Annotated in this window: 12 protein-coding genes; 9 read left to right on the top strand and 3 right to left on the bottom strand. The window is 65.7% G+C overall.

Annotated elements, in window-relative coordinates; all coding sequences use genetic code 11:
* Positions 1–58 precede the first annotated feature (58 nt).
* Complete coding sequence (locus KDC96_RS03155) at positions 59–379, top strand: hypothetical protein (protein ID WP_249171892.1); 321 nt, start codon at positions 59–61, stop codon at positions 377–379.
* 417 nt (positions 380–796) lie between these two features.
* On the opposite strand, the gene KDC96_RS03150 is transcribed toward KDC96_RS03155, so the two are convergent.
* Genes KDC96_RS03150 through KDC96_RS03140 form a run of 3 tightly spaced genes read right to left on the bottom strand, consistent with a single transcriptional unit; the run spans position 797 to position 3,460 of the window.
* A complete protein-coding gene (locus tag KDC96_RS03150; protein WP_249171988.1) occupies positions 797–1,552 on the bottom strand; it encodes an ABC transporter ATP-binding protein in 756 nt (251 codons plus the stop codon).
* Positions 1,553–1,562: 10 nt separating this feature from the next.
* A complete protein-coding gene (locus KDC96_RS03145) occupies positions 1,563–2,555 on the bottom strand; it encodes an iron ABC transporter permease (protein ID WP_212450629.1) in 993 nt (330 codons plus the stop codon).
* Entirely contained in the window at positions 2,552–3,460 is a 909-nt protein-coding gene (locus tag KDC96_RS03140) for an ABC transporter substrate-binding protein (RefSeq protein ID WP_249171891.1), read from the bottom strand. The genes KDC96_RS03145 and KDC96_RS03140 overlap by 4 nt, the downstream gene beginning before the upstream one ends.
* 168 nt (positions 3,461–3,628) lie before the next feature.
* Here KDC96_RS03140 and KDC96_RS03135 point away from each other — a divergent pair, with 168 nt between their 5' ends.
* The 8 genes from KDC96_RS03135 (at position 3,629) to KDC96_RS03100 (ending at position 13,072) form a co-directional block, all read left to right on the top strand.
* A complete protein-coding gene (locus KDC96_RS03135; protein ID WP_249171890.1) occupies positions 3,629–4,801 on the top strand; it encodes a cell wall hydrolase in 1,173 nt (390 codons plus the stop codon).
* Positions 4,802–4,959: 158 nt separating this feature from the next.
* On the top strand, positions 4,960–5,322 hold the full coding sequence (locus KDC96_RS03130) for a hypothetical protein (RefSeq protein ID WP_212450628.1): 363 nt from the start codon (positions 4,960–4,962) through the stop codon (positions 5,320–5,322).
* Positions 5,323–5,431: 109 nt separating this feature from the next.
* A complete protein-coding gene (locus KDC96_RS03125) occupies positions 5,432–7,375 on the top strand; it encodes a bifunctional diguanylate cyclase/phosphodiesterase (RefSeq protein ID WP_249171889.1) in 1,944 nt (647 codons plus the stop codon).
* A gap of 260 nt (positions 7,376–7,635) precedes the next feature.
* Positions 7,636–8,598 carry a malate dehydrogenase gene (gene mdh / locus KDC96_RS03120; RefSeq protein WP_212450626.1) on the top strand — a complete coding sequence of 321 codons (963 nt, stop codon included), beginning with the start codon at positions 7,636–7,638 and terminating at the stop codon, positions 8,596–8,598.
* The gene (locus KDC96_RS03115) at positions 8,595–8,879 is read left to right on the top strand and encodes a hypothetical protein (RefSeq protein WP_212450625.1); all 285 of its coding nucleotides are present in this window, start codon (positions 8,595–8,597) and stop codon (positions 8,877–8,879) included. The genes mdh and KDC96_RS03115 overlap by 4 nt, the downstream gene beginning before the upstream one ends.
* Positions 8,880–9,009: 130 nt before the next feature.
* Positions 9,010–9,303 carry a GIY-YIG nuclease family protein gene (locus tag KDC96_RS03110; RefSeq protein ID WP_212450623.1) on the top strand — a complete coding sequence of 98 codons (294 nt, stop codon included), beginning with the start codon at positions 9,010–9,012 and terminating at the stop codon, positions 9,301–9,303.
* A gap of 45 nt (positions 9,304–9,348) precedes the next feature.
* On the top strand, positions 9,349–10,239 hold the full coding sequence (gene sucD / locus KDC96_RS03105) for a succinate--CoA ligase subunit alpha (protein WP_212450616.1): 891 nt from the start codon (positions 9,349–9,351) through the stop codon (positions 10,237–10,239).
* Between the two features lie 25 nt (positions 10,240–10,264).
* Positions 10,265–13,072 (top strand): 2-oxoglutarate dehydrogenase E1 component, encoded by a 2,808-nt coding sequence (locus KDC96_RS03100; protein ID WP_212450603.1) that lies wholly within the window; start codon positions 10,265–10,267, stop codon positions 13,070–13,072.
* Positions 13,073–13,122: the final 50 nt, after the last annotated feature.

The raw sequence follows: 13,122 nt of genomic DNA, 5'->3' as shown, positions 1-13,122 counted from the left end.
ATCATGCCGAACAAGCCGCGTGCTATCCTTCCGCCGGAACCAGCAAGAGGGGCGCAGCATGACCGGATATCGAGCAGCGGCAATGGCGGCAGCGATGTTGAGTCTCGCGACGGTCGGAGCAAGCCCCGCCGTCGCGGACGATCCCAAGGACCCTGCGATGCAATCGAAGGAAGCGCGCGAGCGTGACGCGGCCGAAATCCGCCGCCTCAACCGCGAGCAACTCCGCTACGTCCAGCGCCGCGACGCCGAATATGCGCGCGGCTGGCAGGCGACCCGCGATCACAAGGCGGCGATGGCCGAATACGAACGCCGCATGGCCGCATGGCGCGAAGCCGTGCGCCGCTGCAAGGCAGGCGATTACCGCTATTGCGAACGGTGAAGCCGGGTCGTCCTGATTTCCAGCAATGACAACCTTCCGCCCGGAAGCCTAGGCATTGCGAGTACCAAACGGATCGCAGTGCCGCGAGAATTCCGTGTCCCCCACATCGCCAATCGCCCGGTTGCTGTATTAGTCGGGAAAAGAATCCCGGAGTTTGTTAACGAAATACCTCATTGAACTTGCATCCTTTTCCACCTTCAAACTCCCACCTACAGAAAATCTCAAGTCCCGTGTTGCTCCGTGATCGTTCACATGGGAGGCCTCTTTGCAGGTCTTCCGCCTCGTCCTTCGGGTCGCACCTTGGCCGTTCGCGGCTGTGAAGAGAGGCATTCCATGGGCGCCCGGCACCATGGGCAGCTCCATGGTTTGCCGTACCCTCGCGACCCTTCCGTCTCCCGCCCCGATCCGGTCTCCCGCCTAGGTTCGCATTCCGTCGCGCAGTGCGAGCGCGCGCGCGCCCGGTTCGCCCAACCACTCGGTCGCGACGCCCCACCCGTTGGCGATCGTTTCGCGCGACAGCGCCGCTTCGGGCGCTCCGTCGGCCACCAGCCGTCCCTCCCGCAGCACCAGCACGCGATCGGCGTGGTTCATCGCCACGCCGAGATCGTGCACGACGATGACCACGCCCTGCCCCGAAGCCGCGCAGGCCTTGAGATGCGCAATCAGGCTCAGCTGGTGCGCGAGGTCGAGCGCGGCGAGCGGCTCGTCGGCGAGAATCCATTGCGGGGTTCCGGCCAGCACCCTTGCGAGCAGCGCGCGGGCGCGTTCGCCGCCCGATAAACGGCTGACGGGGCGGTGACGCAGTTCCTCGAGCGCGAGCGCGGCGATCGCCACCTCGACCTCGCCCTCGCCGCGATCGCGATGCGGCAGGCGGCCGAGCGCGACGAGGCTTTCGACCGATACGTCCCACGCGACATCGGCGCTTTGCGGGAGATAGCCCAGTGCCTTCGCCCGCTCGCGCGCGTCATGCTGCGCCAGCGTGCGGCTATCGAGCCGCACAGCGCCGACGACCGGGTCGATCAGGCCGGCCAGTCCCATCAGCAGGCTCGATTTGCCCGCACCGTTGGGGCCGCAAATGGCGGTGATCCGCCCGGGAGCGAGCGCGGCGGTGACCCGCTCGACGACAGTCCGGCCGCCGCGCATCAGCGAGAGGTTTTCGGCAGCGAGCGTCACCGTCTCCACGTCACAATCTCCCTCGCCGCATCCGCAGCAGCAGCCACAGGAAGAACGGCGCGCCGATCAGGCTCAGCGCGATGCCGAGCCGCAATTCGGTGACAAGGGGCAGCACCCGCACCGCGCTGTCGGCGATCAGCACCAGGCAGGCTCCGGCGAGCGCGCTGGGCAGGATCAGGCTCGACGGCAGCCGGTCGGTCAGCGGGCGCACCAGATGCGGGACGATCAGCCCGACGAAGCCGATGATCCCGGCCACCGCGACGCCCGCGCCGACCGTCAGCCCGACGCCCGCGACCAGCAGCAGCAGCAAGCGCCCCGGCTGCACGCCCAGCGAACGCGCGGCGTCTTCGCCCAAGGTCAGCGCATCGAGCGAGCGCGCTGTCAGCGCCAGCGCCGCGATCCCCACCGCCACCAGCGGCGCGGCGATCCCGACCTCGCGCCACGACCGGTCGGTCAGCGCCCCGTTGAGCCACAGCACGATCTCGCTCAGCGCGAACGGATTCGGCGCCAGCGTGATCGCCAGCGCGGTGAGCGCTCCGGCAAGGCTCGCGATCATCAGACCGGCGAGCGTGAACAGCGCGATCCCGCCCCCGGCTCCGCCCGCCGCATCGGACGCGGTGCGCCCGGCGATCAACGCCAGCAGCGCCATCCCCAGAGCGGCTCCGGTCAGGGCAAAGGCGGGCAGGCTCCACGCTGCCCACGCCGCCGGAAGCATCGCGCCGAACCAGAAACTCGCAACCGCCCCCAGCGCCGCCATCGGCGCGATCCCGAACAGGCCCGGATCGGCGAGCGGGTTGCGCAGATAGCCCTGCATCGCCGCTCCGGCCGCGCCCAACCCTGCCCCAACAACCACCGCCAGCGCTGCGCGCGGCAGGCGCAGTTCCAGCAGGATCAGAGTCGCGTTCGGCATGGTCGCCGGGTCGAGCCAGACCCGTCCCGCCAGCAGCGAAAGCGGCAGCAGCAGCGCCAGCAGGGCGGCAAAGACCAGAGCGGCGCGGTTCAAGGACCCGCGCCCTCCCGACGCGCCTGAAGCGGGCGTTCGGTCGGGGTCTCGTCGCGCCGCTCGATCGCCTCGCGAACCTCCACGAGCCGGCGGCGCACATCGATGATGGTCGGACCGCCGCAAAACAGCAGCCGCTGGTCGAGCGGCTCGACCTGCGTGCCGCGCATGCGTGCGAGCATCGGATGGCGCTGCCCCGCGCTCGATCCGGCGACCAGCAGCAATTCGGGCGGATCGACCAGCAGCGTTTCCAGCGCGACGTAATCGCCCTGGTGCAGTCCGCGTTCGGCGCTGTGGCTGGCAAACCCGCTTTCGCGAAGAAGCTCGCCGATCAGCGTGGTCTCGCCGGGCACGATCTGGCCAGGTTGCCACAGCAGGGTCGATATCGCGCGCCTTCCCTGCGATCCGTGCGCCGGGCGTGCGATCGCCTGCACCAGCGCCTCTCCTGCAGCAACATCTCCCGCCAACCCGGCAAGGCGGCGGACCTGCTCCACGCTTTCGGCGACGGTCGCGGGGCTGTCGAAGGTTTCGACCCTCAGGCCCAGCCGCTCGAACGCGGCGCGGGTGGAAGGCGCGATGAACGTGCTTGCAAGAACGATATCGGGCTCGAGCGCCAGCACCTCCTCCGCCGATCCGCCGGTAATCCCGATCTGCCGCGCGCGTTCGACCGCGATCGAGCTCGCCGAAGGATCGATGCTGTAGTGCGACAGCGCGAGGATCTGCCCGGGTTCGGCCACCTCGACAAGCAGCGCGTCGAGGCAGGGATTGAGGCTGACGAAGGTGGGCTTGCCGGAAACCTCGGCCTCATCCGGCGCGCCTGGTGCGCATCCGGCCAGCGACAGAGCCGCGAACCCGAACGCGAGGCGGCGCATCGTCCAAAGGCCGGAAGAGAGTTTCGTGTGCGCCATGACCCCGTCGGCAGGCGATACGCGGGGCGATCGCCGCCCGCAAGCACCCTGCATCAATCATGGTTGACCCGAGGCATTAACAGGTAAACCAAGAGTGTTTGCTTTCGGGACGCCAGAGTTTTGGCGCTCGAATACCGAGCGCCCGCGCGATACGCGCCAAGGTGCGCCATGACACGAAACCGGATCCTCAAGAAACCAGCGCCTGACGTGATCAGGCTGCCCGATGGGACGCGCGATGCCGCGACCGCCAACGAACCACGGCTGTCGCTGCGCAAGCGCATCGCGGTGCTGGCTGCGGCGATCGCGGTTCCGGCGATGGCTGCACCGGGCGATTTCGGAGCCGCACCGGCCTCGGCCCCGCGCGACGAGGCGCGGCTGGCGCTGGATGCGGCGATGCCGTTCGAGCGACCGGGCATGAGCTTTCCCGGTTCTGCCTTCTATTACCTCGCCGATTCGCCGAGCGAGGCGCTGATCGCGCTGCCCGCTACCGATCCGCTCGACGGATCGACCGATGCCGTCGGCTATGCCCTGGGCGAGCGGATCGAATCCGGTCCGGCCGCACGCGCCTTCGCGCTCGCCGGCAGCGGCGCATCGCGAGCGCGCGCGCAGCAATGCCTCGCGCAGGCGGTGTGGTACGAGGCCGCGAGCGAAAGCGAGGCGGGTCAGCGCGCCGTGGCGCAGGTGGTGCTCAACCGCGTGGCGCATCCCAGCTGGCCTTCGAGCGTGTGCGGCGTGGTCTATCAGGGATCGAACCGTTCGACCGGCTGCCAGTTCACCTTCACCTGCGACGGCAGCCTGGCCCGCAGGGCGGGCGGCGCCAGCTGGGCGCGCGCGCAGCGGATTGCCGCCGCAGCGCTGGCCGGCGAAGTCTACGCGCCGGTCGGTCACGCGACGCATTACCACACGCTCTGGGTCAATCCGCGCTGGGCGGGTTCGCTCGACCATATCGGCACGATCGGCGCGCACCGTTTCTATCGCAATCGCGGGGCAGGCGGCAGCCTGGGCGCCTTCACCGTGACCTATGCCGGGTTCGAACCGGGTGTGCCCGCACGCGCGCCCGCTGCTTTGGCGATCGACGAGACAGCGCCCGCGCGCGCTACCGCCAACCCACCGGGCCTTGCGCCGGTCAATCCGGTGCCCATCGGCGCTGCGCCGCGAGCGCCGACGCCGCCCGCACCCGCTGCACCCGTTTCGTCTGTCGCAACGACGCCGCCGGTCAATCCGGCCTGGAGCGGGGCCGGTCAGGTCAAGCAGCCCTATGCCAAGGCCGGACAGTGGAAGGCCGACCCCAAGAGCCTCGACCTGTCGGTTCCGCCATCAAGGCCCGCTACGGGTCAGTGACCTCGGTTTCCCGCGATCGCCACCACCGCTCAAGGTTAATTCGCGCGAAACCCTGTCCCAATACCAAGCCTTAGCGGCCACCCGGTATTTCGGCGACATCGAACGAGGCGAAGACCGCATGTCCGGCGCGCCCGCAAAAACATATGGAAGTCGCATTCATGAGCCGTCACTTCGCCGCCGTCGAGATTGCCGATCAATCGCCGGTTGCCCGCATCCTGCGCTTCGTCGCGCCCGAGCGCGCCGCCAACGACAATCTTGCACGGTATGGCGCGCCGGTCCCGAACGAGCAGATGCTGCGCGCGGCCTTGCGCCATTTCGCCCAGTACGGGCTGGGGGCGGCGCGCGCGGCGCGTGCCCGCGCCGAGGAAGCGTTCTTCGCCGGGGATCGCGCGGCCTATGATTGGTGGCTGGGAATCACCCGGACACTCGACCGCCGGTTGGCGGCGCAGGCCGAACAGGTAGTCCCTGCGGCACAAAACGACTCAAGTTCGCCCGTCGAAATCGACAGCGTCGAAGCCTAAGACCCCAGCATTACTGCGGAAAATCGCGGTAAGCAGAGTGTTAACTTAGACTTGACGAGTTTGGGCTAATTCGAATGCTATGCAAGGTGCGGTTGGGCCTATAACCAAATTGCGCGCGATTTGCGCGGCGCGTCTCAGGCGCGAACGCGCGGACAAGCTGTCCGCGCGGGTGCGACGCATCCTCGTCAAGACGCTCTATACCCAACCCGCCAGCCTTGCGATCGGTGCCTTCACCACAGTCACCGCCGCGACGCTTGCGGCATGGTTCGCCGAAATGCCCGAGCTGTATGTGGGGTGCGTGCTGTTGACCGTGATCGCGGTCGCGCGCGTCACCGCCGCGCTGGGCCTGTCACCCAACTCCCACGGAACCAGCACCCGCAAGCTCGAGCTGGTCTACGAGATCGGAGCCTTCAGCTACGCGCTGGTGCTCGGCATGTACGGTGCCGCAACGATCTGGCTCGAGGCGCCGAGCGAAGTCCAGGTGCTGATGGTCGCGAACGCGCTGTGCTACGGCGTCGGCGTGTCGCCGCGTAACGCCGGACGCCCGGTGATCGGGATCGGTCAGCTCGCTCTTGCCTGCGTACCGATCATGGTTGCCTGCCTCGCCAGCGGCAAACCTGGCCTGATCGTGCTGGCCGTCACGATCGGATTGCTGATCCCGGCGATGATGTCGATCGTGCTCAACGTCTTCAAAGTACTGCGCGATTCCATCTCGGCGGCCGAAACCAGCCAGCAGCTCGCCGACAAGATGCAGCATCTCGCCCGCACCGATGTGGTCACCGGCCTCGCCAACCGGGCCGGTCTGAACCATGCGATGGTAGAGACGATGATGACGGTCGACGACGACACCCGCCTCGCGCTGATCTGGATCGACCTCGACCGGTTCAAGGAAGTCAACGACCTGCTCGGCCATCCCGTCGGCGACCGGGTGCTGAGCGAGGTCGCCCGCAGGCTGACCGACGTGTGCCCCGACGGATCGACCGTTTCGCGCTTCGGCGGCGACGAATTCGTGCTGTTCTGCCCGGTCGACGACCGCAAGCACGCCGAACGGATCGCCAGCGAAGTCCATGCAGAGATCATGCGCACGGTGCGGATCGACGGCGACCGGCTCGAAGTGCGCGCCTCGCTCGGTGTCGCCCTGCTGCCCGAGGACGGCCGCGATGCCGACACGCTGATGCAAAGCGCCGACCTGGCGCTGTACCACGCCAAGGTGGGCGGGCGGGCGCAGACCCGCTTCTTCGACAAGACCATGACCCGCGACCTGGTGCGCCGGCGCGAGATCGAGGACGAGCTGCGCGCCGCACTGCAACGCGACGAATTGTCGATCTTCTTCCAGCCGATCGTCGATCTCGAAACCGGCAAGATCCGCACGTTCGAGGCGCTGGTGCGCTGGTTCCACCCGGAAAAGGGCGAGCTGCGCCCCGACGAGTTCATCCCGGTGGCCGAAGAGACCGGCGTGATCGTGACGCTGGGCAACTGGATCACCGCGCAGGCCGCGCGCACCGCCGCCCAATGGCCCGAAGACGTGACGGTCGCGGTCAACCTGTCCCCGTTGCAGATCCGTGCGCCGGGCGCGGCGCTGGGCATCCGCAATGCGCTGCGCGAGGCGGGGCTCGATCCCGCGCGGCTCGAGCTCGAAGTGACCGAGAGCCTGTTCATCGAAGACAACCATGCGACCGCTGCCTTTATCGAGGAGCTGTCGTCGATCGGGGTCAAGTTCGCGCTCGACGATTTCGGGACCGGCTATTCCTCGCTCGGCTACATCAACACCTTCCCGCTCAACAAGATCAAGGTCGATCGCAGTTTCGTGTCGGGGCCGAATGTCGGGCGCAAGTCGGACGCGATCATCCGCGCAGTGGCGGAGATGGGTTCGACGCTGGAGATGGAGATCGTTGCCGAGGGGCTCGAGACGATCGAGCAAGTTCAGGCGGTGCGCGAGGCGGGCTGTACGCTGGGCCAGGGCTTCTACTTCAGCCGCGCGGTCCCGGATTACCTCGCCGCGATGCTGCTGGCGCAGGAACGCGACAGCGACACGCGCCGCGTGATCGGCTGAACGCACGCGCAGGGCTCTTCGGCCCGCTCCCATCGATGCAGCGCCTGACACTCGAAAGCCTGAGACACGGACAGTTATTGCAACTGCGAACTATTTGCAAAGATTAATGCCGAATGCGACCTATTGACGGTTGCATTCACCTATCCACCCGCCTACCCCGACCTGCGATTTCCGTTGCGTAACGCCATTTGGGACGGGCTGGCAGCGGGACCTTGCAACTGTTTCTTCGTCCCGTCGGATCAGGGAAGGAAATCTCGCACATGGCACGCAAGAAGATCGCGCTCATCGGCGCAGGCATGATTGGCGGCACGCTCGCCCACCTCGCAGCGAAGAAGGAAATGGGCGACATCGTCCTGTTCGACATCGCCGAGGGCATGCCGCAGGGCAAGGCACTTGATCTCAGCCAGTGCGGCCCGATCGAGGGCTTCGACGCGAAGATCACCGGCTCGAACGACTATGCAGACATTGCCGGCGCCGACGTCGTGATCGTCACGGCCGGCGTTCCGCGCAAGCCGGGCATGAGCCGTGACGACCTGCTCGGCATCAACCTGAAAGTGATGAAGGCCGTCGGCGAAGGCATCAAGAACAACTGCCCCGACGCGTTCGTGATCTGCATCACCAACCCGCTCGACGCGATGGTGTGGGCGCTGCGCGAATTCAGCGGCCTGCCGCACAACAAGGTGGTCGGCATGGCCGGCGTGCTCGACAGCGCGCGGTTCGCGACCTTCCTCGCCTGGGAGTTCGGCGTGTCGACCCGAGACGTCAACGCCTTCGTGCTCGGCGGCCACGGCGACACGATGGTTCCCGTCACCAGCTACACCACGATCAACGGCATTCCGGTGAACGACTATGCCAAGATCAAGGGCGTTCCCGCAGAGCGCATCGACGAGATCGTCAAGCGCACCCGCGCAGGCGGCGGCGAGATCGTGCAGCTGCTCGGCAATGGTTCGGCCTATTACGCTCCCGCCACCAGCGCGATCAGCATGGCCGAGGCGTATCTGGGCGACCAGAAGCGCATCCTTCCGTGTGCCAGCTATGTCCAGGGCAAATACGGCCTCGACGGGCTCTATGTCGGCGTCCCCACCGTGATTGGCGCGGGCGGAACCGAAGAGGTGATCGAGATCGAACTCAGCGACGAAGAGAAAGCCAACCTCAAGGTCAGCACCGACGCGGTCGAGGAACTGCTCGAAGCATGTAAAGGGCTGGATAGCTCGCTCGCGTGATCGACCCTCTTCTCTTCGGCTTGTTCTCAGGCCTCATTGGTCTGGTTGTCTATGTTGGCATAGTTTTCTGGGCTGGCCGAAAGCGTTTTTGGTGGCTCGCATTGTTCGTCACCATACCCGCAATGCTGGCTGGCCTGATGTCGCTAACGATGGATATATCGCAATCAAGCAACCCGCTCTTTCAAAACTACGGATGGCTTGTCACCGGGCAACTCATCATCGGACTAGTAACCTATTTTGTCGGTCGCTTTTCTGCGAAGCAAGCATCTGATCAATCATAAGGGGTTCTCTGATGTCCATCCTCGTAAACAGACACACCCGTCACCCCGGCGAAGGCCGGGGTCCAGATCCGGCGGTTCTTGTTTCACTGGATTCCGGCCTGCGCCGGAATGACGGCTGAGGTAGCGGACGATGGAAAAGGGCGGTTTTGTCTACAGCATGGCAAGCCGCCGAAACGGAACGATTTATCTCGGTGTGACATCAGATTTGCCGAAGAGGGTCTGGGAACACCGCGAAGGAAGGATTGAGGGCTTCACAAAGAAGTATGGCTGCAAGACCTTGGTGTGGTTCGAACGCCACGACACCATCGAAGCCGCCATCGAGCGCGAGAAGCAGATGAAGGAATGGAAGCGCGCTTGGAAACTGCGCGCGATCGAAGAGAAGAACCCCGACTGGGACGATCTGTTCGAGTTGGTTTTGAGTTGAACTGGACTCCGGCCTTCGCCGGGGTGACGAAACTGGAGAGATGAGTTGAGCATCCTCGTAAACAAAGACACCAAGGTCATCACCCAGGGGATGACCGGCGATACCGGCACGTTCCACACCCAGCAGGCGCTCGATTACGGGACGCAGATGGTGGCGGGTGTCACGCCGGGCAAAGGCGGCACGACCCATATCGGCCTGCCCAACTTCAACACCGTGCGCGAGGCCAAGGAAGCCACGGGAGCCACCGCATCGTGCATCTACGTACCCCCGCCTTTCGCCGCCGATGCGATCTGCGAGGCTATCGATGCCGAGATGCAACTGATCATCTGCATCACCGAAGGCATTCCGGTGCTCGACATGGTCCGCGCCAAGGCCGCGTTGCGCGGCTCGAAATCGCGCCTGATCGGCCCGAACTGCCCCGGCGTGCTGACGCCGGAAGAATGCAAGATCGGCATCATGCCGGGTTCGATCTTCAAGAAGGGCAGCGTCGGCGTCGTGTCGCGCTCGGGCACGCTCACCTATGAAGCCGTGCACCAGACCACGCAGGTCGGCCTCGGCCAGAGCACCGCAGTCGGCATCGGCGGCGACCCGGTCAACGGCACCAACTTCATCGACGTGCTCGACCTGCTTCTCGACGATCCCGAAACCAAAAGCATCATCATGATCGGCGAAATCGGCGGCAGCGCCGAAGAGGAAGCCGCCGAGTTCATCAAGCAGGAAGCTGCCAAGGGCCGAAAGAAGCCCATGGTCGGCTTCATCGCGGGCCGCACCGCGCCTCCGGGCCGCCGCATGGGCCACGCGGGCGCGATCGTCTCGGGTGGACAGGGCGGCGCCGACGACAAGATCGCAGCGATGGAAGCGGCCGGTATCCGCGTCTCGCCCAGCCCCAGCGAACTCGGCACCACGCTCGATGCGATGCTGAAGGAAATGGCGTAACCCCTCCTCCCCTCGGGAAACCCGCATGAACAAAGAAGCCCAGCCTTTCGTCCCCGAAGCCTACGACCAGGAAGGCCCGCAGCCGGGCCCTTCGTGGGGCAATCCGGGGTGGCTCGATCAGGTCAGCGGGGCCGATGCCGACCTGACGACGGCGCTCGACCCGACGCAGATGCGGCTCGCGGTCGAGAAAGCGGCGAAGGCGGCGGGCAAGGCGATGGACCCGATGGCGATCGAGATGGCCGCAAGCCTTTCGATCGCGGCGATGACGCTGGTGCGGCTGTACCGCGTGCGCGGACACATGGCTGCCGATCTCGATCCGCTCGGCATTTCGGGCAAGCGCGAAGCTCCCGCCGACCTGTCGCTCGCTTTCCATGGCCTTGCGGGCAAGGAAAGCGAAGAGGTGTTCGTCGGCGGCGTGCTGGGCCTGCACTGGACCACCGTGGGCGAGCTGCACCAGCGCCTGCTCGAAGTGTATTGCGGCAAGGTCGGCCTCGAATACATGCACATCGCCGACACCGAGGAGCGGCGGTTCCTGCAGGACAAGTTCGAAAGCCCCGGCGATTCCATCCAGTTCACGCCCGAAGGCAAGACCGCGATCCTCGCGGCCGTGCTGCGCGGCGAGCTGTACGAGGAATTCCTCGCCAAGAAGTACGTCGGCACCAAACGGTTCGGCCTCGATGGCGGGGAATCGATGATCCCGGCACTCGAAGCCGTCATCAAGCATGGCGGGCAGGACGGGATACGCGAAATCATCTACGGCATGGCGCACCGCGGGCGGCTCAACGTCCTCGCGAACGTGATGGCCAAGCCGTACAAAGTGATCTTCCACGAATTCTCGGGCGGTTCGGCCAGCCCCGAGGATGTCGGCGGTTCGGGCGACGTCAAGTACCACCTCGGCACCAGCACCGATCGCTCGTTCGACGGGATCGAGGTGCACATGAGCCTCGTCCCCAATCCCTCGCACCTCGAAGCGGTGAACCCGGTGGTGCTGGGCAAGGCGCGCGCGCAGCAGGCCAACCGCGACGATCTCGACGACAAGCAGCAGGTGCTGCCCGTCCTCATTCACGGCGACGCGGCGTTCGCCGGCCAGGGCGTGGTGTGGGAAAGCCTGAGCCTGTCGGGCGTCAACGGCTATGACACCGGCGGGTGCCTGCACTTCATCATCAACAACCAGATCGGCTTTACCACCAGCCCGCGCTTCGCCCGCAGTTCCCCCTACCCCTCGGACGTGGCGAAGGGCGTGATGGCGCCGATCCTGCACGTCAACGGCGACGATCCCGAAGCGGTGACCTTCGCATCCAAGCTCGCGATCGAATACCGCCAGACCTTCAACCGCGACGTGGTGATCGACATGTGGTGCTATCGCCGCTTCGGCCACAACGAAGGCGACGAGCCGAGCTTCACCCAGCCGCTGATGTACGCCGCGATCCGCAACCATCCCAAGGTCTCGAAAATCTACGCCGATCGGCTGATTGCAGAGGGTGTGATCGAAACCGGGCACCGCAGCCAGGTCGCCGACGAATTCAATGCGCTGCTCGAAGAGGAATTCGAGGCGGCGAAGAGCTACAAGGCAAACGAGGCCGACTGGTTCGGCGGACGCTGGGCGGGCTTCAACAAGCCGTTCGACCCGGAGACCGCGCGGCGCAACGTGCACAGCGCGATCGAGCCCAAGATGTTCGACAGCCTCGGCCGGGTGCTGACCGAGGTTCCCGACGATCTCGAGGTCCACAAGACGCTCACCCGCGTGCTCAAGGCCAAGCGCGAAATGTTCGAAGACGACGAGGTGCATTTCGACTGGGCCACTGCCGAAGCGCTCGCGTTCGGCAGCCTGGTGATGGAAGGGTACGGCGTGCGCCTGTCCGGGCAGGATTCGGGCCGTGGCACCTTCTCGCAGCGCCACGCGGTGTGGATCGACCAGCGCGACGAACGCAAATACATCCCGCTCACCACGCTGCCGCACGGCAAGTTCGAGGTCTATGACAGCACGCTGTCCGAATACGGCGTGCTCGGCTTCGAATACGGTTTCGCGATGGCCGATCCCAAGACGCTGGTGCTGTGGGAGGCGCAGTTCGGCGACTTCGCCAATGGCGCGCAGATCATGATCGACCAGTTCATCGCTTCGGGCGAGGCCAAGTGGCTGCGCGCCAACGGGCTCGTCATGCTGCTGCCGCACGGCTACGAAGGCCAGGGCCCGGAACACAGCTCGGCGCGACTCGAACGGTTCCTGCAGCTGTGCGCCAACGACAATATCCAGGTGTGCAACATCACCACCCCGGCGAACTACTTCCACGTGCTGCGTCGCCAGATGCTGCGCCCGTTCCGCAAGCCGCTGGTGATCATGACTCCCAAGTCGCTGCTGCGGCACCCGCTGGCGAAGAGTCCGAAGGAAGAGTTCCTCGGCGAGCACCACTTCATGCGGATCAAGTCGGACCTCACCGAAATCGACGACGCCAAGGTAAAGCGTCTGGTGCTGTGCAGCGGCAAGGTCGCCTACGACCTGATGGAGAAGCGCGACGAAGCGAAGCTCAAGGACGTGTCGATCGTCCGGATCGAGCAGCTTTATCCGTTCCCCGGCGAGCCGCTGGCGGTGCGCATGAAACGGATGACGAACCTCAAGGAAGTCGTGTGGTGCCAGGAAGAGCCGAAGAACAACGGTTCGTGGTTCTTCGTCCAGAACCTGATCGAGGACACCCTGACCGAGGCCGGGCACAAGGGCATGCGGCCCCGCTATGCCGGGCGCGATGTCGGCGCCTCGCCCGCAACCGGCCTCGCGAAGCGCCATGTCGAACAGCAGGAACGACTGGTCGCCGAAGCGCTGGGGCTGAAGACATGAAGACCGATCATCGCCGTTCGTGTCGCGCGAAGTCGAGACACGTCAGCGCG

It is taken from the genome of Erythrobacter sp. JK5, from assembly GCF_018205975.1.
Taxonomy (GTDB): Bacteria; Pseudomonadota; Alphaproteobacteria; order Sphingomonadales; family Sphingomonadaceae; genus Erythrobacter.
The sequence above is the reverse complement of the archived record's forward strand: the minus strand, read 5'-3'. Positions and strand labels throughout refer to the sequence as shown.